Origin of the sequence: Nitrobacter sp. NHB1, from assembly GCF_036964665.1 — a bacterium.
Taxonomy (GTDB): domain Bacteria; phylum Pseudomonadota; class Alphaproteobacteria; order Rhizobiales; family Xanthobacteraceae; genus Nitrobacter.
Genome location: NZ_JBAMDA010000003.1, coordinates 150,080 through 172,677, shown reverse-complemented (window position 1 = coordinate 172,677; position 22,598 = coordinate 150,080). Strand labels below are relative to the sequence as shown.

Here is a 22,598-nt window from a genome sequence, read left to right as displayed (position 1 = left end):
TGATACGATTGCAGCCGCGTGTGGAGACACCGGAAGAGCATCCGCATTCTGTCCGCTGTCTCGCCGCTCCTTCGGAAGCATCGCGATATCTCCGACTCAAACCCAGCCGGAGACATGGAATCACGCCGATTCCGCCAAATCAAATTGCAAGGAAATCGATATCGACATCCCCAAAACCGGCGATATCGAATACTTGCAAAACCCGCGAAATCATTCCGCCAGAACGGTTTCTGCATTCTTCACGAGCGACGAACTATTGTGCGCAGCTTCGCGCTAACGCCGATCACGCCAAAATTGCTGATCGCAACGAGCCAAAACGGGGCTGCGATGCCAAACCCTGCAATGATAACCCCTGCAAGCGCTGGGCCGATGGCGCGGCTGATATTGATCCCGACGCTGTTGGCGGCGATCGCTGGGCTAAGATCCTGCTTCGGAACGAGCTGCGGCACGATGGATTGCCAAGAGGGCGCCTCCAAAGCCTCCACTGTTCCGATCAAGAACGTGAACAGCAGCAGCGTCCAAGGGGTTACCCGGTCGACGGAGACCATTATCGCAAACAGCCCGGCGACGATGGCCACCAGGATTTCGAGGACAAGGATGAATCGGCGTTTGTCGATAATATCCGCCAGCGCGCCGGCGGGCAGCGCAAAAAGGAACATCGGCAGGCTGGTTACGACCTGCACCAGCGAGACCATGAGCGGGCTCGCATCAAAACCGGTCATCATCCAGCCGGCAGCCGCGCTGTAAATCCAGCCTCCGATATTGGCGACGACCGAAGCGATCCACAGCCATCTGAACGCGGTGTGACGAAATGGGCTCCATGCCGAGGTGGCCGCTTCGGCACCGGTCCTTCCGGCGCATCCCTCGATAGGAGCTTGCCGTGGGGCGGGCCACTAGCCCTCAGCCGCGAACATGGGGTCTAATGAAACATGGTGGTCAGAACGACGGAAGTACTCCGTTGAGCATTCTGCTCCCGCGTTTTTTACTGGACTCGGTTTTGATCGGGCACATTACTATAGCAGCAATAATGCGGATCTCGGCGGAGCTACCCCGAGGGAGGCCTTAAACCAGACTGCTATCGACCATAAGCCGGTGTTGCCAGGCATTGGCTGGGTCATTCGGATGCGTGCGGAAAATAGCCGTTTTTCACGCGTCGTCATGGGAGCCTGGCGAGCTTTCAGAAAGAGCTCGACGAAAGGGCTGGCTATGACGGATGGAGATCGCCTCGTCATTGCGTGTCCCACGTGCGCAACGCTCAATCGTCTGCCGGCTGCAAGACTGGCGGACGGAGGACGTTGCGGACAATGCGGGAATCCATTGTTCCAAGGGCAGCCGGTCGAATTGAACTCGGCGAATTTTGAAAAGCATGCCATATCGAGCGATATTCCACCTCTGATTGATTTCTGGGCCGGATGGTGCGGGCCCTGCCGCCAGATGGCGCCGGGCATCGCGGCGACCGCAGCGAAAGTCGAGCCGCACCTGCGTTTGGGCAAAATCGACACCGAAGCCGAGCAGGCATTGGCCACGCGCTTTGCCGTTCAGAGCATCCCCAGCCTCGTCCTTGTCGAAAAGGGGCAGCCGATCGCACGGACCGCGGGTGCGAGGCCCGAGAGCGTGCTTCTTCAATGGATCGAAGATGCGATGGCGTTACGCCATCGGCATTTTCCAGGTCGTACCATCGGAGACAGATCTTGAGCCGGCTGTTCTCGCCGTACAGGGTTGGCTCGCTTGAGTTGCGCAATCGCATCGTGATTGCGCCGATGTGTCAATATTCGGCCGACGATGGCTGTGCCACCGACTGGCATGTAATCCATCTCGGCAACCTGGCCCTCTCGGGCGCTGGACTTCTTATTATCGAAGCGACGGCGGTGCTGCCGGAGGGGCGGATCAGCCCCGACGACCTCGGTCTTTGGTCTGACGAACATGAAGACGCGCTGGGCCGTGTTGTCGCAATGGTGCGGCGCCATTCGGATATGCCGATTGCCATCCAGCTCGCACATGCCGGGCGCAAGGCTTCCACGCGCGTGCCCTGGGAAGGAGGCGCCCAGATCAAGCCGAGCGAAGATCGTGGCTGGCAGACCCTCGCGCCTTCCTCAATTCCCTACATGAAAGATGAACATCCTCCGGTCGCCCTCGATGGTCAGGGACTCGCAGTCGTTCGCGAGGCGTTTGCCGAGGCAGCGCGGCGGGCGGCGCGGCTCGGTCTGGACGCGGTCCAGATCCATGCCGCACACGGCTATCTGTTGCATCAGTTTCTCTCACCGCTCAGCAATCGACGGAATGACGACTACGGCGGCAGCCTGGAAAACCGGATGCGCTTCCCGCTGGAAGTGTATGATGCCGTGCGTGCAGCATTTCCCCGCGAGAGGCCGATCAGCGTTCGGGTTTCCGGCACTGATTGGGCTGAAGGCGGCTGGGATATCGCGCAGACGATCGCCTGTGCCAGGGCATTGGAAGCCCGCGGCTGCAACGCCATCCATGTATCGAGCGGGGGACTAACGCCCGCGCAAGAGATACCGGTGGGGCCTAATTATCAGGTACCGCTGGCGCGTGCCGTGAAGGCAGCCACCGATCTGCCGACCATCGCGGTCGGCCTCATCACCGGTTACGATCAGGCCGAAGCGATCGTCGGCACCGGCGATGCCGATCTCGTCGCGCTCGCACGCGCCATAATCTATGACCCGCGCTGGCCCTGGCACGCGGCAGCGCATCTGGGCGCCATAGTAAAAGTTCCGAAACAATATCTGCGCACCCAACCCAGTCGCTTTCGCAACCTGTTTGAATGATGAAGAGTAGGGGCCATTCGATGACTGCAAAAATCATTGAGCGCATACGAATTTATCGCCCGTCTCCAGCCAAATACGTCTTTCCGGTGCAAAGCTCTCGTCACGACAGGTGCTTTTGGCACCGGAAAACACATGGCGACGTCTAACTCGCGATCAAGTGCATGCTCGCCGGCAGCGATATCATCGTAAACATCGCCGCGTCGCATCCCCATCTTATTCGACCTGGTGGAACGGCATTGACCCAATCGCGTTTGAACGTAGAGCAGGTCGTCGGCGGTAGAAGCAAGTTGGGGAGTTCGGATGAGACTATCCGTCTCATGTTTTCTTTCCGCCGGGCCTACCACTCGTCAACAGCAAAACGGCATTCTTCAAGAAGGGAGCCTGATCTGGGATGACGTCACGTTTATCCAGCAGACGACGGACCTGCCTCTCAGCGGTCTTGGCGGCGTCCGCGGCGGAGGTGCCTTGTCGTACCTCTGCTTCCGGCCCGTTTTCGAATGGCGCCGTATCGCAAAGAGCGAGGTCGCTCCCTCCAGTACTTGTTGAGCGCGTTCGTGTCCGGATACCCTTTTGCGCTTCCGCGCCACCTCGCGCAGCCCGACCGTCATCTGTGTGAGTCGCAGAGTACTCACGGAAATCGGTAGGCAGGGCAGGTAGGACGTTCGTAGACTTGGCTCATTCCTTGGCAGATGGCGGCACAGCAACTGCGTCCTGTCCACGCGTCAGCGCGCTTACGGCGTCGTCGACGCTGCGGTAGACCCCGGCCGGACCCAGCATGGCGGCGATGCCGAAGCGCGCCAGCGCCTTCTGTGCTCTGACCGATTCCAGCCGAGCGATCGAGAAGGTAATCCCGGCGTCTCGGCAATAGGTGATCACCTCGCGCAAGGTCTGCGCCGCAGTATAGTCGATGTCGATGACGCTGCTGGCCTCGAACACCACGTGCTTCAGGCTACCCGCGCGCTCCCCCACCATCGCGTGGAAGTCCTGGCGGAAGCGATCTGCGTTGACGAAGGACAGTGGCGCTTGGAATGCTACTACCAGCACGCCTGTGATCCGCTCGCCCGTCGGCTTGCCATCCGGTGGCCACCATATGGAGGTACCAGACACGTGCTCGAACTCGATCGCCTTGGCCTGGGCGATGGTCCACAACCCGTGCAGCAATGACAGACCGATGCCGATGGCGACGCCGATCTCAATCGGCAGCGCCACGATAGCGAGCGCGGTGGTGACGATCAGCAAGAATTCCGTCGGTGCTTGACGCAGCGTTGCCATGAAGGTCTGCCAGCGCAATATACGCATAGCCACGAAGAACAGGATGCCCGCCAGCGCCGCCTGCGGCACGTTCTTCAAAAGGTCCGAGCCGAACAGCACAAGCGCCAGCACGATGGCCGCGGCCAGCAAGCCGGCGACCTGCGAGCGCCCGCCGGTCTCGACCGAGATGGCGGTGCGGGGTGGGCTGGAATTGACCGGGAATGCGCCGACAAGGCCGGACAGCAGGCTGCCCGCGCCGACGCCGATGAAATCGCGGTTGACGTCGTCAGAGCCAGAAGGACCGCTGCCGGCGAAGGAGCGCGTGGTGGCTGCCGTCTGGACCATGATGACGATGGTAACCAGAAGGGTGAGCGGCACCAACGTACGCATGTCTCCGAACGTCACTTCGGGCAAGCGCAGGCCAGGCGACGTGGCCGGCAGTGCGCCGAGGACCGCGACGCCGCGCGCCGGCAGACCGAAGGCGACCACCACCAGCGTGGCCGCTGCGAGTGCGATTAGCGCGCCGGGGATGCGCGCACTGATGCGCTCGCACAGGACGACAACGGCGAACACGGCGATGCCGATGGCGGCACTATAGGGATTGACCTCACCCAAGTTGCCATAGACCGCTGCGAGGCGGTGGAAGACGTCGCCGCTTCCAGGGTGCAGGCCGAGCAGTTCAGGAAGTTGCGAGGTGACAATATGGACCGATATTCCGGCAAGGAAGCCGGCCGTGACCGGCACCGAGAGCAGATCGGCGACCCAGCCGAGCCGCAGCAGGCCGGCGGCCGATACTGTGGCCCCTACCATTAGCGCAAGGAACGCAGCCATCGCCTCGTAATGGGGCGAACCGGACGCGGCCAGAATCACGAGGCCCGCCGCGAAGATCGGCGTGATGGTGGAATCCGCCCCAACGGAAATGTGGCGGCTCGCGCCGAACAGCGCGAAGGCTATGGTGCCTGCCAGGAAAGCGAGGAAGCCGGCCTGGGGAGAGAGATCACCGAGGCGTGCGGTGGCCATCTGCTCGGGGATGGCAATGGCAGCCAGTGTCAGGCCAGCGAAGGCATCACCGCTCAGGTCCTTGCGGCTCCAGCCGCGCACGGAGGCGAACAGCGGGGACTGTCCCGTACTTTGCATCTTGCCAATTGCACCTGCGTGTTACCCGACCAAAAGTATCACGCAACCTTGTCTAGAAATAAACTTTAAGCTCGAGAGGAAGCAGTTTCGGGTATGCCAATACCTTTTCAAAATAAGGCGAGGTGATCCTATTAAGCTGCGTCTCAAGCTCCCACGTAGCGCGCCACAGCCACGGCAGCTCTTTTGAAGCCGATCCTCTTCCGGAGCTGCAGACCCCACGTGCGCAGAGTGCTGTCGGTTGAGCTGCGCGTCAGAATGACCGCCGCCGCTTCGTAGAGAAGCCCTCGCAAATGGCGGTCGCCACGTCGTGATATATGGCCGTCATAATCGACTTCTCCGGATTGGTAGCGGCGCGTTGTTAGGCCGATCCACGCGCCAACAGATCGGGATTTCCTGAAGTTGTCAGGCTCCTCAATAGCTGTGGTAAAGGAGGTTGCGGTGATCGCACCGATACCGGGAATCGACATCAGGATGCGGCAAGCCTGACTCTGGCGGGCGTCCCGCACCAATTGGCGTCCGAGTTCGGCGGCGCGGATGCGAATGCCACGCCAAGCTTCCAGCATCGCTAACACGATCGATGCAAGTCCGTCCTGATCGGCAAGAAGGCTCCGCACATTCTTCTCGAAGGTGCTTCCCTTTCCGGCGGGAACGAGCAGACCGAAGGTTTTCATGACACCGCGGATCTGGTTGGAAAGCTCGGTAGTGATCCGGACCAGCCGCGTCCGCGCTGCGACAAGCGTGCGGGTCAGCATGCTGTCGAATCCTTTTACCCGCACCTCTCGAAAGAACCCAACTTCCGCGAGTTGCGCCAGACCATCGGCGTCGTTCGCGTCCGTCTTATTCGCCGCCATATCGAGCGCCCCTTTAGCATGGCGCGCATCGATGCAGATCGCCGGCAACCCTTCGGTGTGCAGAGAATGATAGAACCATACGGACAGTGGTCCGGTCTCAAATACCACGCGTTTCACGGATGGCGCCCGCTTGCGGATGAGCTCGGCGATAATGCTGGGATCAGATGCGCACTTGCCGCGCCAGATTCGTTCGCCCGCTCGGCGGATCGAGACTGCCGTCTCTTTCATCGACACGTCGAGACCGATATATTCTTCCATGGCTGTTCTCCATTCGATGCTTGGGCCCGGCGTCTAGTCGTGAGCCCGTATTTCCATCCTATCGGGGAACAGCCACTAGCTTCCATTGTCGGTTGGGACTGATTCAGGGGCGACTCGCTCCCGCGATTACCCCATGTGGACGCCCCTCACGGCATCGTTTGTGCAAGATGGTGGTGTTGCAGACCATCAGAGGAGGCGTCCGTGGAACATATTATCACAGTCGGATTGGATCTGGCGAAGCACGTATTTCAAGTGCATGGCGCTGATCGCAATGGCGCGGTCGTACTGCGCAAGAAGCTTCGACGGGACCAGCTTCTTGCTTTCTTCGCCGAACTGCCCCGATGCGTGGTCGCCATGGAGGCTTGCGGTGGCGCTCATCATTGGGGGCGCGAGATTGGTCGGCTGGGACACGAGGTGAAGCTGATTGCGCCGGCTTACGTGAAGCCGTTCGGTGCGCCCCGACGGCGCGCATTACCAGTGGAGGAAGGATCCACCCAGAGAATTGTCGATTGATCTGGTAGCTGACGAGCGGTTTGGACGAGCAATCGGACGGATCGAAGCCTCGTGACAAAGGTCGCTTTGGGCGGCCGAGCAATCCAGCGGGCGGTAACGTGAGTGAAGTCTGAGCACGCCTCGAAAGTTACGATGTGAATGCCGACCCGATCGAATGGCGGGGAAGGCCGTGCGGACAGGGAAGCAATCGACGCATGCACCTGTCTGGTTCACCGGGGTAATGGGCACGGCACGCTGGAAAGGTAGTGCGGGTAATCGGGGGAGACCCGTCTTGGTCGAAGGTCGCGGCTTCAGCATCGAGTAGTCGATGGACCGGACGGGAGTCGGACAGGGTCATAGTACCGACGAAGCCGGGTAATTCCGGCGGAGGAAAGGACCCTGACTTCAGGTGCGCTTTTGAAGATGGCGAGGGAAAGGGTAGATTGGCGATGAGCCTTGAAACACCCGATAAGATCAGGAGCCTTCAGAGAAAGCTTTATTGCAAAGCGAAGGCGGAGCCTGCTTTCCGCTTCTACGTTCTGTACGACAAGGTCTGCCGCGAGGACATTCTGAGCCATGCCTACAAGCTGGCCCGCGCCAACGCGGGTGCGGCAGGAGTGGACGGAATAACTTTCGAGCAAATCGACGCGTCGGGACTCGAAGCATGGTTGGCCGGCCTGCGCGATGAACTCGTCACGAAGACTTACCGACCCGATCCGGTGCGGCGGGTGATGATCCCGAAGCCCGGCGGCGGCGGACGTCCACTCGGTATCCCAACAATCCGGGACTGGGTCGTCCAAGCTGCCGCAAAGATCGTGCTGGAGCCGATCTTCGAGGCGGATTTTGAGGACGGCGCTTATGGATATCGCCCGCGTCGTAGCGCGGTCGATGCAGTCAAGGAAGTGCACCGGCTTGTTTGTCGGGGCTACACGGACGTTGTTGACGCCGATTTGTCGAAATACTTCGACACGATTCCGCACTCGGACCTCCTCAAATCGGTGGCCCAGCGCATCGTTGACCGGAATGTGTTGCGGCTGATCAAGTTGTGGCTGCAAGCACCAGTCGAGGAACGGGATAGCAACGGGAAACGGCGCATGAGTGGCGGTAAGAGCAACAAGCGTGGCACGCCACAGGGCGGTGTCATCAGTCCGCTGCTCTCTGTCATCTACATGAACCGTTTTCTGAAGCATTGGCATCTCAGCGGTCGGCGTGAAGCATTCCGTGCGCACGTCATCTCCTATGCAGACGACTTCGTCATTCTCAGCCGCGGCTACGCGGAGAAGGCATTGACGTGGACGAAAGCAGTGATGACAAAGCTCGGGTTGACACTCAACGAGGCGAAAACCTCGGTGAAGAACGCCCGATTGGAAAGCTTCGATTTCCTTGGATACACGCTGGGACCCCGCCGTTTCCCGAATGGGGGACGGTGGTATCTTGGCGCGGCTCCGTCCAAGAAAAGTGTGCTGCGGATCAAGAGGAAGGTTAGCGAGCTGCTGACGCCGGGCAACAAGGGCGCATGGCCTGAAGTGCGAGCACGACTGAACCGCCTTCTGGGCGGCTGGTCCGCTTACTTCAGCTATGGCTCTCTGGCCACGGCCCATCAGGCCGTTGACCGACACGTCTTCGACCGCGTGCTCGCCTTTCTGCGCAGACGACATAATACGCCCGGCCGGGGCGTCAGACGGTTTTCTCGCGAGATCTATGGGAACCCTGGCGTGCTTGTGCTGAACCGCGTGCGTAAAGTGTCGCCGACGTGTGCCCCGTGATGAAGCCTGTCGGAAAGCCGGATGCGGGAAAACTGCACGTCCGGTTTGATGAGCGGGGAGAGGAAACGGAGCGTGCATAAACGCGCCACCGCGCCTCTCCTCGACTCTACTGAAGCGCCAGAAGAATGACATGGCGGATGCCGAGGCGATCTGCGAGGCAGCGCAGCGACCGACGATGCGGTTCGTGCCCGTGAAGAGCGAGCTTGCGCAGGCATCGGCGCTGGTCTTTCGCACCCGCGATCTGCTGGTCCGACAGCGAACCCAGCTGATCAATGCGCTTCGAGGCCATATGACCGAGTTCGGCATGGTCGTCGCGCAGGGTCCGATGCATGTCGGGCGGCTTATTGCGATCGTGGAGGATCCGGTCAACCTCCTGGAGCCAGCCCGTATCATCCTTGGCGTTATCATCGCCGAACTCCGTGCGCTCAATGATCGGGTGTCGGTGCTTGATGCCGAGATCGTGCGGCGCGCGAAGGAGGATCCGGTCGCGAGGCGGTTAATGACCATTCCTGGTGTCGGGGCGATCACCGCAACGGCCCTGGTCGCGCTGGCACCATCGGCCGCGACCTTCCGACGAGGGCGCGACTTTGCCGCATGGCTGGGTCTTACGCCAGTGCAACACTCCAGCGGTGAACCGCCCCGGGTTTGCTGGAGGCCGTTTGGTTTAAGTTACGCGGCCATGCCTGATTGTTCCAGCATGGCGTAGTAGCGTTGCTCGGCTTCGGCCGGCGGGATGTTTCCGATGGGCTCCAGAAGCCTGCGGTTGTTGAACCAGTCGACCCATTCGAGAGTGGCGACTCGACGGCCTCGAAGCTGCGCCATGGCCCGCGCCGATGGATCACCTCGGCCTTGTAGAGACCGTTGATGGTTTCGGCGAGAGCGTTGTCATAGGAATCTCCGACACTGCCGACAGACGGTTCGATGCCGGCTTCAGCCAGACGCTCGGTGTATTTAATGGATACGTATTGGCTGCCCCTGTCGCTGTGGTGCACGAGCCCGCCGCGATGGACCGGCCGCCGATCATGCAGGGCCTGCTCCAGCGCATCGAGCACGAAGCCGGCGTGTGCCGTGCGCGACGCTCGCCAGCCGACAATCCGGCGGGCATAGGCGTCGATAACGAAGGCGACATAAACAAAGCCGGTCCAGGTCGCGACATAGGTGAAGTCGGAGAGCCAGAGGACATTCGGCCGTGGCGCCTTGAACTGGCGATTGACGTGATCCAGCGGACATGACGCAGTCTTGTCGCTGATCGTGGTCTTGACGGACTTACCGCGGATAACTCCTTGCAAGCCCATGGTCCGCATTAGTCGCGACACCGTGCAACGGGCAACATCGAAGCCTTCGCGTTTGAGCTGCCGCCAGACCTTGCGCACGCCATAGACCCGGAAGTTCTCATCGAACACGCGCCGAACCTCGATCTTCATGACGGCGTCCTGCCTGGCGCGTGCCGACAGCCTGGCCGGATCGCGCCGTCTGGCCACATCGGCGTAGTAGGTCGAGGGGGCGATCGGCAAGACCTTGCAGATCGGCTCGACCCCGTGCGCCTCGCGATGATCGTCGATGAAGGCGATCATGGCTTGGACCGGCGGTCGAGCTCCGCCGTCGCAAAATAAGCGCTCGCCTTGCGCAGGATCTCATTGGCCTGCCGAAGCTCGCGGTTCTCCCGCTCGAGTGCCTTCAGCTTCTCCGCCACGTCCGTCGGGACGCCCGCTCGCTTGCCGCTGTCGAGCTCCGCCTTCTTCACCCATTCCAGCAGGGTATGGCCGGAACAGCCAATCTTGGGCGCTATCGCTTCAATCGCCGCCCAGCGAGACGGATACTCGCTGCCGTGATCCAAAACCATCCGAACCGCACGGGCTCGAACCTCCAGTGAAAACTTGTTCGTCGTCTTGCTCGTCATGGCTCCATCCTCTCAGGAGTGGGAGCCTCCGGCAAATCCGGCGCGGTTCACGGCGGCAAGGAACGGCTGGGTCGAACCTCTCGGATGGAAGAACGAACGCTGCGACGTCTGCTCATCATTGGGGCGAGCGCAATTGCCAGTTGGGCATCCCGCAAAGGTCCCGTGCCGGGATCGTGGCTGGCCAGCATGATGGCGCGCAAGCCGCCGATGCTGGTGCGGGTCGCGCTGGCTAACAAGATGGCCCGAACAGTCTGGGCGTTGCTCGCCCATGGCGGGGTCTACCGAGCTCCGGCGGTGGTGGCGTAAGCCGCTAACGTCGTGGGGTGCCGTGGAGCAGGCTGAGGTTGAAGGAGAGTATGGCGCAACGGTCGTGAGACGGGATCGGGAAAACCAGTTCATGGACAAGCGTCTCGAGCGCGCCAGGTTGTTTTGGAACCGATCCGCGAACTCCCATACGGGCCCGCGGCATGCGATCGCCGCAGCAGAGGCCGGACACATGTCAGCACCCGATCCGCACGCCATTTACTTTCCAAAGATTCAGCTTGCTTCAACGGGGGCAATGGTATGGACCCCGCCCTCGCGGCGAGGTGAAATCTCGAGCGTCAACTGCGATGAAGGAGGATGTCATGCAGGTCGTTCGGATAGGTCTGGATCTTGCGAAATACGTATTTGAGGTTCATGGCGTCGACAGCCACGGGAAAGTCGTCGTGCGCAAGACGCTGCGTCGCAATGCGGTAGCCCACTTCTTTGCCAACTTGCCACCGTGCCTGGTCGGCATGGAAGCCTCGAACGGTGCGCATTACTGGACAAGAGTGCTCACTGAGTTCGGCCACCAAGTGCGGTTGATCAGCCCGCAGTTCGTGACACCGTACGTGAAATCCAACAAAAACGACCGAAACGACGCGGAAGCCATATGTGAAGCCGTCGGCCGACCATCAATGCGCTTCGTGCCGCCGAAATCGGTGGATCAGTTGGCGGTGCAAGCCGTTCATCGCATTCGCCGGCGTCTAGTCGCGGACCGGGTCAGGCTCGTCAATCAGATTCGCGGTCTTCTTTCCGAGCATGGAATTGTCATCGCCCGTGACATTACGCAGTTACGACGCGGCCTCGCGAATATTGTCGGGAGCAGCGATGACGGGCTCAGCGGCCTGGTTCGGTCGCTCATGCGGGAATTGCAAGTCGAGATGGCTGAACTCGATCAGCGAATAACATCCTATGATCGACGGATACGGGAAATCTTCCGCAACAGCGAGCAATGCCAGCGCTTGGGCAAAATCGAAGGTATTGGCCCTGTGACGGCGACGGCATTGATTGCTGCCGTGGGGGACAGAACGTGCTTCAGAAATGGCCGCCAGTTTGCCGCATGGCTGGGCTTGGTGCCGAGGCAGCGATCGAGTGGAGGGCGAGCTCGTTTGTTCGGCATCAGCAAGCGCGGCGACCGTTATTTACGCACCCTGATGATCCATGGCGCTCGCGCCGCTTTGGGTCGAGCCGGCGGCAAACAAGATCCTCGAAGCCTCTGGCTCGGCAAATTGCGGCAGCGGCGACATCCCAATGTTGCGGCTGTCGCGCTCGCCAACAAGAATGCCCGCATCGTGTGGGCCATGCTTTCCGGCAATGTATCCTACGAACCGGCGATGTCAGTGACGGTAGCCTGAGGCAAAGCCGCAAACGGAAGAAAGAGAAGGAGGTCTCACCCCAGCAATTGCAGCAAATGGCAGGAGATAGCGAAACAGTCACCACGTCGCTTCCCGAACCTGATGTGTGGACCGGCATGGCTTAGCCAATGCCTCCGGGGCATTGAGGTGGAAGCGGGCGAAAATCCATCGAGGCTCGCGGCGAAGATTGGTCAAGCCGCATCAGGAAGCCGGATATACGTCAGTAGTTGTGACCTGTGATCCTGATCCGTCCAACCTGTTGCAATCGGGCGGGGTCCATATACGTCCACACATGTCCATGACCTTGGCGTCATGCACACTGCCTGTGGTCACGCCCGCGGTGTGCACGAGCCCGCTTGTCGCATCGACACCGATGTGGGCCTTCATGCCAAAGTACCACTGGTTGCCCTTCTTCGATGAGCGCATCTCGGGGTCGCGCTTCTGTGCCTTGTTCTTCGTCGATGGCGATGCCGCGATCAGCGTCGCGTCGATGATGGTGCCGCCACGCAGCAGAGCACCGCGAGTCTCCAGAAACTCTGCAATCGCGACGAATATCGCCTTCGTCAATTCGTGACGCTCCAGCAGATGCCGGAAGTTCAAGATGGTCGTCTCATCGGGAATTGTGTCGCGGCGGAGCTCCAGACCCGCGAACGTGCGCATCGAGCAAATGTCGTAAAGGACTTCTTCCGCGCCAGGATCAGAGGGGTTGTACCACTGCTGCAAGCAATAAATCCGTAGCATCACGGCCAATGGAAATGGTCGCCGACCGCCACTCGGACCAGCCTGTGCCTCTACAACTGGGACTCGATCGGCAACAGGCCGATCATAGCGGCGGCAATGCGTCGCCAGATGCTCGCGCGGGGCTCGCAATCGAGCGTCTTCACGCTGGCGCCGGCTTCATCCCGCCAGACAACGCCTCCTTTTCCTGCCATGAGCCTGTAACTACTTCCGTGCGAGGCCTGATCGGCAGGACCCGAACTGGTGTCTTTCGAAGAATATCTATGTTAGTTCGCGCCTTCCGGTGTCAACGCTGTTCAGGCTTTTATTTGATAGAGCTTGGTCGGCCTCTGCCGATCGGATTCTTTCGCCCATGACCGGCGCTCGCCGGACCTCGGTCAAATAGTTGAGGGTCAGCGACACCCAGATGATGCCGTACAGCAGCATGAAGCAGCTTGAATTAAAGCCGAGCCAGTCCAGAATCGCGCCGAACGTGATCGGCAGCAAAAAGCCGCCAAGACCACCCGCCATGCCGACAATGCCGGATACCGCTCCCATGCTGTCGGGGAAGTCGTCGCCGATGTATTTGAACGTCGAAGCCATGCCGCAGGCAAAGGCGATGCCGAGCGTGAAGAGGAGCATTGTGAAGAACCACGACGGCAAAGCGATGCGGAAACTCAGCGGCTCGCTGACCGTGTGCACGATCAGGTCGGTCTTGGGATAGGACAGCAGAAACAGGCAGACCCAGGCCGCCCACAACACCCACCACGTAACATTGTGGGCCCCGAAGCGGTCCGACAACCAGCCGCCGAAGGCGCGGAAAGCGCCGCCGGGAAGCGAGAAGCACGCGGCCAGCAGCGAAGCCTGTGCGATGGTGAAGCCGTATTCCGTCTTGAAATATTGCGGCATCCAGATCGACAGCGCGGTGAAGCCACCGAACACGATCGAGTAGTATTGGCAGTATTTCCAGACGCGCGGATTGCGCAGCACGGACAATTGTTGCCACATCGATGCTACTGGACCGCCGACGCCGGGATCGGGCTTGGACAACGCCCAAAAGAAAAAGGCAGTGATCAGCAGCGCGACGGCATAGACCTTGGGCACCATCTGCCAGCCATAGGCATCGATCAGCCACGGGGCGACGAACATGTTGAGCGCCGCGCCGACCGTGCCCGCGCCGAAGAAGCCCATTGCAAAGCCCCGGCGCTCTTTGGGAAAGAAGCGCGCGACATAGGGGGTGCCGACCGAAAACGACGCGCCGACGAGGCCCAGCGCCAATCCGAGCAGCAGAAACTGCCAAAGCGCGGTCGCATAGGAGGACAGCCAAAGCGGGATCGCGCAGACGATCAGCAACAGCAGCATGATGATCCTCCCGCCGAAGCGGTCAGTCCAGATGCCCAGCGGCAAACGAAATATCGCACCGGTGAGAACGGGCGTCGCCGTGAGGAGACCGAACTCGGTGGAACCAAGCCCAAGCTGCGCGCGGATCGGAATGCCGATCACGCCAAACATCATCCAGACGGCGAAGCAGACGGTGAAGGCCCAGGTGGTGATGAGCAGGACGGACAGATTGCCAGATCTCGCCATGCCTTACCCCGATTCAGGCTCGCCATCGACCGGAACGAGATTTGCGGTTGCTGCCGTTTCCATCCTCGGAACTCCAACAGTAGGACTATGAGGCAATACAATTGTGGTTCAATTGCACCATCGCTTGGTAAAATTGGTGATGGACATAAGCCATCTTGGCCAGGCGGGCCGCCGTCCCTTGCGTTTGGAGGCGGTGATCTTGTCGCGGATGCGCTCGGAGGTGACCTCCCGCTCGAATTGGGCAAAGGACAGCAGCACGTTAAGCGTCAGGCGGCCGGCCCATCGAGATCGCAGTGTAGCGGTCTTGATGGAGCTCTACTGTTGCGGAACCGAGCTCCTGGTTCCGTGCATGAACGCTAGCATCTCTTCCATAGTGAGCTTGCCGTCCTTGTTACTATCCATCGCCTTGAAAATTCGTTCGTGAGCGACTTGAAACTCCGGCAGTGAGATCGTCCCATCACCATCGGCGTCCATCAGCGCAAACATCATGCGGAACATGATAGAGGGTCCCATCGCGTCACCGCCCATCATGGCGCGACCCTTACCTCGACCCATCATCCCTCCCATCATATCTCCGCTGCCCATCATCCGCCCAGGCTGGCCTGCAGGGGATGTTGCTTGCGTGGACGCTGGTACTTGATCCTGTGGCGGATGATGGGCCTCGTGATCGGCTGTTGGTTGAGCGAATGCGGGATAGCACAAGGCAGTAAGCAGCAGTGCTGCAGTAATGGTTGGGCGTCGCATGGTATTCTCCGATGTCAGTCTGGAGGAGCAACGGTGCTCTTCTGGTCCGAGTTCGGCTTGAGGCAAATCAATATGCACTGTGCGAGCGATCGCGCTGAGGTGCGGAGGGCAAAGGTTGGTTTGTTAGACTAGTACCCGGAATCATAGCTGAGTGATACGGCGGCCTTGGAAGCGACGTTGACGGACCTTTTTCTTGGTCCAGACGAAGGGCTCGGCTTTGTCGTTGTACGCGTTGACGTAGGCATCGATGTGCTCCTGAAGCTGCTTGAGGCTTGTGAAGGAGGCTCCGCTAAGCGACTGGCCCTGTAATATCGAGAACCATACCTCGACCTGATTGAGCCAGGACGCGCTTGTCGGCGTAAAATGAAATTGCACGTTGGGGTGGGTCTTGAGCCAGTGCTCGTTTTTCTTGTGGGTGTTGAGGTTGTCGAGGATGACGTGAAGCTTTCGGTCCGGAAAGGCTGCGGTGACGCTGTTCATGAAGTCAAGAAACTCGACGCGGCGACGGCGTTTTGAATGAGCCGCGATGATCTTTCCGGTGGCAACTTCGAGGGCCGCAAACAATGTTGTAGTGCCATGCCGCTTGTAATCGTGGCTCTGGCCGGTCAAGGCGCGGCCATTTGGTAACTTCAGATAACCCTGCGCTCGCTCCAATGCCTGGATCGAAGGCTTCTCGTCCACGCATAGCACGATGGCCTTTGCGGGCGGGGCGACGTAAAGGCCAACAACATCGGCGGCTTTGGCCGTAAAGTTCGGGTCGTTGCTCTCACACCAGGACTTGCGAGCCGCGAGATCAATCTTGTGGCTGCGCAGGAACCGCCAGACATATTGGACGTCAACATCGCCCAGCGCCCCGGCCAGCAGAGGGCCGGTCCAGCGCGCAAACCCTTGCGGCGGCGGCTTGTCCAGCAGCTTCAGAATCCGCTTGTCGGTAGCCTTCGTATAGATCGGCTGCTTGCCGGGTCGCGGCTTGTCTTGCAGCCCTTCAAGGCCATGATTGGCATAGCGGTGCCGCCAAAGGCTGACAATCCGCGGCTGGACCCCGACTTCTTTGGCGATCGAGCGGGTGCTGCGCCCGTCCGCCGCCAACAGAACTATCCGCGCTCGCTTCAAATCGCGCTGCAACGTCACCGGTGAGCGACAACATGCCTCAAGCATATTGCGATCTTTCCTCGAAAGGCGAACTTCTCTTGCTTCGGGGATCATCCCGATCTTGAATCACGACTCACCTTCTAAGAAAAGGAGGTACTAGTGCAGCTCAATGCCGAGCGATGAGCGGTCGTTTGCAATCTCTCCTCTCAAAAAGGAGAATCGGCCATGAAAGAATGCGGATACCGGCCAGCGCAGCAATTCGCGGATCGTTCCGGTCATTGCGCAGAGCACCGATGAGCAGAGCGGGTATCAGGTGGGCCCAAGACCGAAGTGCCATCACATGGGTAAGGAGGATAAGGTCCGCGTGTCCGGGAAAAAGCGTCCGGAGGACATCACTATACAGGCCGCCCCGGAACGTCGATATCCCGCCACATGGGAGACCAAGGACCAATGATGGGTCGCGTCCATTAACGAGTGACCGTCGATTTCTTTGCTTCTACGGCTGCTGATAGGCTGGCTTGCCCAGCATCAGGATTTTGACGGCTGCGGCTTGGGAGGGCGAGCTATGCGGGATTTTGGGTGACGAGGTTGATCAGGCGGCGTGGTGAGCCGGCATTTCAGTGACCTCGATTCCGTTTTTGAATTTGACGCCTTGAACGACCTTTGGCAACTGGTTCTCGCCGTTCAATCGGCGCCATGTTTTCGCGGCGGCATTGACGAGTTTGAACACCATGAGCTTGGCGGTCTTTGCCGATAGCGCGCCCTTTGTCCGCACGGTTCGATGACGCACTGTCGCGAATACGCTCTCGATCGGGTTTGACGTGCGCAGATGGTCCCAGTGCTCGGCAGGGAAGTCGAAGAAGGCAAGCAGAGTTTCCCGGTCCTTGGTCAGGCAGACAACTGCCTTGTCGTACTTGGCGCCGTATTTTTCGGCGAATACGTCGATCGCGACATCGGCTGCCGCGCGGGTCGGCGCGCCGTAAATCTCACGAAGGTCTGCCTTCATGTTGACCTGGACCGAGAGCGCAACCTTGTTCAGCACGTTGGCCGTCTTGTGAACCCAACAGCGCTGGTGCCGGGTAGCGGGAAAGGCCTCCTCGATCGCCCTCCAGAAGCCGAGCGCACCGTCGCCGACCGCGAGGTCCGGCGCGATCTCGAGCCCACGCTGCTTGATGTCGATGAGCAGCTCACGCCTGCTCACGCCAGCTCTGCGCGCTCTCGCGGACTCCAGTCTGAAAGCCGACAAGTTCCTTCTTGCCTTCAGGCGTTGCGCCGATCAGCACCAGCATGCACTCGGCGTTATCTTCCATCCGGGCCTGAAGGTAGACCCCGTCCGCCCACACGTACACGTATCGCCGTGCCGAGAGATCGCGCTTCTGCCAGGCGTCGTAATCCGCCTGCCACTCCGCCGTCAGCCGCGAGATCACGGCCGGCGACAGGTTCGGCGCGTCCTTGCCTAATAGGGCAGCGAGGGCCTCCTGGAAATCGCCGGTCGACACTCCGCGTAGGTAGAGAACCGGCAACAGCGCATCGAGGCTCTTCGTCCGCCGCGCCCATTTCGGCAGGATTGCCGAGGGAAATCGAATTTTCTCCTCCGCCTCCACGTCGCCTCGATCGCGCACCTTGGCGCGACGGACTTCGACAGGTCCGACTCCGGTCTGGATCGCGCGATGCGGACCATGGCCGTGACGCACGATGCGGTCGCGACCATCCGCCAACTTTACGTCCTTCCACATGGCGACGAAGGCATCGGCTTCGGCAATCAGCACCTGAGCCAACATTCGGCGGGCACCTTCGCGGGCAAGTTCAGTCAGTGGATCGTCGATGGCGTCAGGCTGGCGGAAGGCAATGACAGTGCTATCTATCGACATGGCGTATCGCTCCTTTCAGGGAGGTTCTGGCAGGCTTGGACACCCGCCTCGATACGCCGCCTTCAATCAATCGTCGTCACCCAGATTCCACCTTAGCTCTCTGTTAGGTTGGATACTCACGTGATCGATCGAATTCTCATGTTTTTGCGCCTCTGCAGTTCGTTCCTGCTTGCGTCCCTGTCGCGAATGATTCGCAAACGACGAATGCTGCCGGGCTTCTCGTCGCCAAACCACGTTACGGCCGCGCTGTTGGCTACCTTGCACGAATGCCTCCCTGCCAATCAGCAAAGCCGCAGCTAGTGGTAGGTCTTGTCTACCAGTTTTAGCCATTCCGCGGCCATCTCTCGCAGAATGCGCCGGGATTCCGGATCATTTGTTTGTCTTGCCAGCTTCACGCAATGCTCGGCGTAGCCGACGTATTCCTCTCGCTTTTCAATCGTCGGAATTGCCATAAATGATCTCGCTCGATTTCGCGGTGATAAGCTCCAAGTAAGTCCGCTCACACCCACGCTTAGGATTTCACGTGCGCCAATGCCACGTTGGTCATGTCGTTTTGGCAAATCGAATTCGTGAGCCAATTGTCCCAACGTATCTTGACGGCGCTCAAGTCGATCTTGCCCCGATCTGCCTTGCGGCTTTCCCAATAGACATACTCTCCAACCTTCAAGAGTCTGGATCGATCGCCACTCATTGCAATTGCATCATGATATCTATTCGAGACGGGCCTTGGTCGATTTGTGAAGTTAAAGCGCGCCGTTCATCGAGATGAAATGATCACTTGCAATCCTTCCAGCATCTACTTCATGGCAAACGGCTTCTAATAGGAGCGACTGTTGGCGGGTCTTTCGCGCTCAGACATTTCCACCTGTCCGGACACCAAAATGATCTCGATGGCCGGCCATCGGTCATGGACGGTTCGCGCAAGGTCTAAGCCGTCCATTTGGATGTCCGGGTAAAGCAGCGCAGTGTCCGAGCGGTTTTCCAATATCGCAAACGCTTCGTCGGCATTTGCCGCTTCGACCGGGGGTGAAACCGGCGTAGGCGATGACTTCTGCTTCGCAAATGCGCAACACCTCATCGTCTTCAACCACTAGAACCATGGACTGCAAAAGGGTCGCGACAGGGGCATAATTACCTGATGCTTTCACGGGTGAGTCAATAAATAATGGCGCCAAGTGCTTGATTTGGCCGCGGCCGATATTGTCATCGAACCGGGTCAGTTCACTTCCCGCCTCATGATAAGCGAGACGTTTTGGCCGCCGAAGCCGAACGAATTCGACATTCCTGTCACCACGCGAGCATCTCTTGCCTTGTGCGGCACGACGTCGAACGGGATTGCCGGATCCGGAATGTCGTAGTTGATCGTGGGCGGAATGCGTTGGTGCTCAAGCGTAAGGAAGGTGAATACCGCTTCGATGATTCCGGCTGCCGAGAGGGTGTGTCCGATCATTGACTTGTTGGATGAGACGGGAATCTTGCGGGCATGATCGCCGAACACGGCGGCGGCACCGAGGTATTCCATCTTGTCGTTCTCAGGCGTACTGGTTCCATGAGCATTGATGTAGTCAATCTGATCGAATGTCATGTCTGCATCGGCGAGAGCGTTGCGGAGGCAATCGGCGATCGGAATCCCGTCGGGCTTGGGACGGGTACGATGGAAAGTGTCCGCCAATTCACCGCACCCGGCGATCACGCCCAAGATCTTCGCGCCGCGCGATTGCGCGGCTTCCAAGCTCTCCAGTACCAGCGCGCCGGCGCCTTCAGCCATCACAAATCCTTGACGGTTCTTTGAAAATGGCTTTGACGCGCTGCGCGGATCGTCATTATTAGTAGATAAAGCGGACAGTAGGGAAAATCGCACCACGGCCTCGGCGTTGACGGAGCCGTCGGTCGCGACGCATAGCGCGGCGTCGGCTTCTCCGCGCCGAATTGCCTCGACGCCGAGCTGGGTCGCAGTAGCGCCGGACGCGCAGGCCGTCGATACCGAAATGGGCGATCCCTTTGTGCCGAAGGTCTCGCAAAGATGGTCCGCAACCGAGCCGAACATATAGCGGGTGTGGATCTGCGCGAAACGTCCGCCGCCGCTCGTTCGCAACAGTGTGTCGTAATCTAGCGCGCCCGCCTCGCCGGAGGCCCGTGCGATTTCTTCTCGTTGCGGCCACTCGACTTCGACAGGGGCCAAGCCGAGAAACAGGGGACCAGGGAAATCACCCTTTCTTCCGATTTCTGACTGGCCGATGGCCTCTTCAACGGCGATATCGGCCAAGCGCTCGGCCAAAGTCGTCGAGGAGAACGGTTTAACCTCGACGAAGTCGATGGTGCCTGCGATGCGCGTTTTCAATCCGTGGGTCGAGAAGCGCTGAATGGTGCTTATTCCCGACTCTCCGGCAGTGAGTTTCGCCCAATTTTCGGTCTTGCCCTGACCAAGCGACGTGATCACTCCCATGCCAGTAACGACGACGACAGGACGGTTGTGAGCGTTGCGCATTGCCATCTTCTCGGTGCTGTGCAGGTTTGTTGGCGCCAACCCAGTTTCCCGGAGCTCAGTCATGAGACGGCCTCGACGAGCGCCATTCCTTCACCACGCCAATGTCCAACGCCGAGGGTCACTATCTGGGCCGGGATCTCATGGGTCTCAGTCTCCCGGCCGGAAGTATCGTTTGGAGGGACCAACGAGCTGCGGGATAGGCTCAACGATGCAAGGGCCAGGGCCAACGGAAATTGCGCTTCGCAAAGATGTCCAAAGGACGAACCGACCGCACGAACGGGGATATCTCCTTGTGTCGACAGGAAGGCTGCCTCTTCCGCGGTGGCGTCCGCAGCGCCTGTCGCAGCCGTGTAGATCGCGGTTGCATTCTCCGTAACCGCCAGAGACGCCCAGAGATCTTTCAGAACGTTTTCAACTCCGCCCGGGACAGATCGGGAGGAATGACCGGAGACGACGTTGACGAGCCTTGCAAATGGCTTGGCGCATCGGCGCTCGGCATGCGTTTTCGACTCGAGCACCAGAAACACGCCACCCGATCCCAAGGCGAAGCCAGCGCCGTTACGCGACCAGACCGATGCGAAGTCCGTTTTGAGATTGAAGCCCCCGCATTCGTAAAGCATCAGCATTTCCTTGCGCTCGCCGTTGTGTGCTGCGCCGACCAAGGCAACTTCGCTCTGTCCGTAGGCAATCCTGGCCCATGCAATTCGGACGGCGTCGACGCCGGCGGCTTCCTCGCCCATAAAGGTTCGTGACGAACCCGACACCCCGTGAACGATCGATATGTTGCCGGCGAGCAAATTGGATAGCTGGGCGAGGAACAGGGTAGGGCGCAGGTCGTTCATCAGCCGTTCGTTAAGCGCTCCGGACTTGTCGTCTGCACGTGAGGTCAAAATCGCGGCGTCGACATCGAGGTCACGCTCACCGCCGCCCGCAGCGACGATCATGTCGGTCCGAGCCAGGATTTCCCGGTCGCCCTTGATGCCCGCGGAATCCAGGGCCAGGCCGGCTGCATACGTGCCGATGCGTTGCCACGCCTCCATCTGGCGCTGGTCACCCTTCTTAGGAATTTGGGCATTCAATTCGAGCGGTGGCAAAGGATGGACCAACCATGGTGCATATGTCTTCCGATCAACATTGACGCGACCCTCCTGAAGGGCCTCCCAGGTTGCCTCTAAGCCATCTCCCAGCGACGAGATAATGCCGATGCCGGTTATCCACGTCTCGCGCCGGTCTTTCGGGAACTGCGACATCAGCGCGGTCCAAAGGCAAGATCGCGGCTTCGCAATCGCCCTCGGCGGATCGCCCATTGTTCATGGCTATGGCGCATCACGCGATTTAGCGCTGCCCATGAACCTATCGTCTTCTCGGGGAGGCATGCGATGACCGCATTGCGGTCCTCGATGAATTGCTCATCGACGATCCATGTCCGCAGTTCCTCGCCTGCGAGCTTGGCCGCGATCCGGTCAGGTGTCGGATCAATGTCGTTTGCTACCATCACATTCATCACGATCCGGCCACCTGGTGCCAGCCTAGCGCGCATGGCGTCGCAGGTCTCCGCATCAAACTCTTCCGTGAAACGGAACCCCGGTCCACCAACGTCGATCGCAATGCCGTCGTAGTAAGCGCGGTCATCGAACACGAATTTTCGAAAATCGGAGACGATGCACGTCAGTTCGTCCGGCAGATCAAAATACCTATGCGCGAGCACAAAACTGATCGGATTAATGTCCACGATGGTCAGTCTTTTTCCGAGACGCGACAGCTTTGTCGCAAGATTTCCCCCACCGCACCCCAAGACGAGTATATTTTTCGACTTATATAACAACTCGTCCATGAGCTTCACGTAGGTGAATACGCTTTCGCCATCGGGCGTCGCTTGGCTCTGCCTAACACCCTCTTCGAAATACACACGCGTGCCATCCCACGAACACTCGACGATCTCGATTTCCCCGTTCCTTCCCTGGTAACGCCCCAAAAGCTTCAAAATCAAACACTCCCAC

The 22,598-nt window shown here is 59.6% G+C and carries 15 protein-coding genes, 7 pseudogenes and 1 other annotated feature; of the genes and pseudogenes, 7 read left to right on the top strand and 15 right to left on the bottom strand.

Translation table 11 applies throughout. The annotated features are described in order from the left end of the window. Positions 1-239: 239 nt before the first annotated feature. Positions 240-782 (bottom strand): MFS transporter, encoded by a 543-nt coding sequence (locus tag V4R08_RS16420; protein ID WP_442935704.1) that lies wholly within the window; start codon positions 780-782, stop codon positions 240-242. A gap of 130 nt (positions 783-912) precedes the next feature. Between V4R08_RS16420 and trxC the strand changes: the two genes are divergently transcribed. Further along, positions 913-1,695, top strand: coding sequence for a thioredoxin TrxC (gene trxC, locus V4R08_RS16415; RefSeq protein ID WP_335580438.1), 783 nt, complete (start codon positions 913-915; stop codon positions 1,693-1,695). Beyond that, complete coding sequence (locus V4R08_RS16410) at positions 1,689-2,786, top strand: NADH:flavin oxidoreductase/NADH oxidase (RefSeq protein WP_442935703.1); 1,098 nt, start codon at positions 1,689-1,691, stop codon at positions 2,784-2,786. Before trxC ends, V4R08_RS16410 begins: the two co-directional genes overlap by 7 nt. A gap of 675 nt (positions 2,787-3,461) precedes the next feature. Here the strand turns inward: V4R08_RS16410 and V4R08_RS16405 are convergent. Both V4R08_RS16405 and V4R08_RS16400 read right to left on the bottom strand, forming a co-directional pair. Beyond that, positions 3,462-5,174 (bottom strand): SulP family inorganic anion transporter, encoded by a 1,713-nt coding sequence (locus tag V4R08_RS16405; RefSeq protein WP_335580436.1) that lies wholly within the window; start codon positions 5,172-5,174, stop codon positions 3,462-3,464. Positions 5,175-5,317: 143 nt separating this feature from the next. Continuing rightward, entirely contained in the window at positions 5,318-6,283 is a 966-nt protein-coding gene (locus V4R08_RS16400) for an IS110 family RNA-guided transposase (protein ID WP_335580435.1), read from the bottom strand. A gap of 201 nt (positions 6,284-6,484) precedes the next feature. On the opposite strand from V4R08_RS16400, the pseudogene V4R08_RS16395 reads away from it, so the two are divergent. From V4R08_RS16395 to V4R08_RS16385, 3 genes and pseudogenes are all read left to right on the top strand, one after another. After that, a pseudogene (locus V4R08_RS16395) lies at positions 6,485-6,733 on the top strand (IS110 family transposase); the annotation flags it as partial. A 491-nt stretch (positions 6,734-7,224) separates the two neighbouring features. After that, entirely contained in the window at positions 7,225-8,541 is a 1,317-nt protein-coding gene (ltrA, locus tag V4R08_RS16390) for a group II intron reverse transcriptase/maturase (RefSeq protein WP_335580552.1), read from the top strand. Positions 8,542-8,626: 85 nt separating this feature from the next. Beyond that, a pseudogene (locus V4R08_RS16385) lies at positions 8,627-9,187 on the top strand (IS110 family RNA-guided transposase); the annotation flags it as partial. A 23-nt stretch (positions 9,188-9,210) separates the two neighbouring features. On the opposite strand, the pseudogene V4R08_RS16380 reads toward V4R08_RS16385, so the two are convergent. Beyond that, positions 9,211-10,441: pseudogene (locus tag V4R08_RS16380) on the bottom strand (IS3 family transposase). Further along, positions 10,041-10,157, bottom strand: a sequence feature (AL1L pseudoknot). (Overlaps the previous pseudogene by 117 nt.) Positions 10,442-10,492: 51 nt before the next feature. Between V4R08_RS16380 and V4R08_RS16375 the strand changes: the two are divergent. Together V4R08_RS16375 and V4R08_RS16370 are read left to right on the top strand one after the other, a co-directional pair. After that, a pseudogene (locus tag V4R08_RS16375) lies at positions 10,493-10,747 on the top strand (IS110 family transposase); the annotation flags it as partial. 320 nt (positions 10,748-11,067) lie between these two features. Next, a complete protein-coding gene (locus V4R08_RS16370; RefSeq protein WP_335580551.1) occupies positions 11,068-12,099 on the top strand; it encodes an IS110 family RNA-guided transposase in 1,032 nt (343 codons plus the stop codon). 294 nt (positions 12,100-12,393) lie between these two features. Here the strand turns inward: V4R08_RS16370 and V4R08_RS16365 are convergent. From V4R08_RS16365 to V4R08_RS16315, 11 genes and pseudogenes are all read right to left on the bottom strand, one after another. Next, positions 12,394-12,885, bottom strand: a pseudogene (locus V4R08_RS16365) (IS5 family transposase); the annotation flags it as partial. Positions 12,886-12,890: 5 nt separating this feature from the next. Then, entirely contained in the window at positions 12,891-13,031 is a 141-nt protein-coding gene (locus V4R08_RS16360; protein WP_335580561.1) for a hypothetical protein, read from the bottom strand. 67 nt (positions 13,032-13,098) lie between these two features. Beyond that, on the bottom strand, positions 13,099-14,403 hold the full coding sequence (locus tag V4R08_RS16355) for an MFS transporter (protein ID WP_335580434.1): 1,305 nt from the start codon (positions 14,401-14,403) through the stop codon (positions 13,099-13,101). Between the two features lie 174 nt (positions 14,404-14,577). Then, positions 14,578-14,679: pseudogene (locus tag V4R08_RS16350) on the bottom strand (recombinase family protein); the annotation flags it as partial. A 39-nt stretch (positions 14,680-14,718) separates the two neighbouring features. Continuing rightward, complete coding sequence (locus tag V4R08_RS16345; RefSeq protein WP_335580433.1) at positions 14,719-15,147, bottom strand: EF-hand domain-containing protein; 429 nt, start codon at positions 15,145-15,147, stop codon at positions 14,719-14,721. Between the two features lie 141 nt (positions 15,148-15,288). Continuing rightward, positions 15,289-16,353 (bottom strand): IS630 family transposase, encoded by a 1,065-nt coding sequence (locus V4R08_RS16340; RefSeq protein ID WP_335580432.1) that lies wholly within the window; start codon positions 16,351-16,353, stop codon positions 15,289-15,291. 478 nt (positions 16,354-16,831) lie between these two features. Beyond that, positions 16,832-18,110 (bottom strand): annotated as a pseudogene (locus V4R08_RS16335) (IS256 family transposase). 296 nt (positions 18,111-18,406) lie between these two features. Beyond that, entirely contained in the window at positions 18,407-18,562 is a 156-nt protein-coding gene (locus V4R08_RS16330; RefSeq protein WP_335580431.1) for a hypothetical protein, read from the bottom strand. Positions 18,563-19,326: 764 nt separating this feature from the next. Then, positions 19,327-20,598 (bottom strand): beta-ketoacyl-ACP synthase, encoded by a 1,272-nt coding sequence (locus tag V4R08_RS16325; protein ID WP_442935702.1) that lies wholly within the window; start codon positions 20,596-20,598, stop codon positions 19,327-19,329. Between the two features lie 59 nt (positions 20,599-20,657). After that, on the bottom strand, positions 20,658-21,848 hold the full coding sequence (locus V4R08_RS16320; protein ID WP_335580430.1) for a beta-ketoacyl-ACP synthase: 1,191 nt from the start codon (positions 21,846-21,848) through the stop codon (positions 20,658-20,660). Next, the gene (locus V4R08_RS16315; protein ID WP_335580429.1) at positions 21,848-22,588 is read right to left on the bottom strand and encodes a spermidine synthase; all 741 of its coding nucleotides are present in this window, start codon (positions 22,586-22,588) and stop codon (positions 21,848-21,850) included. The genes V4R08_RS16320 and V4R08_RS16315 overlap by 1 nt, the downstream gene beginning before the upstream one ends. Between the last annotated feature and the right edge of the window lie 10 nt (positions 22,589-22,598).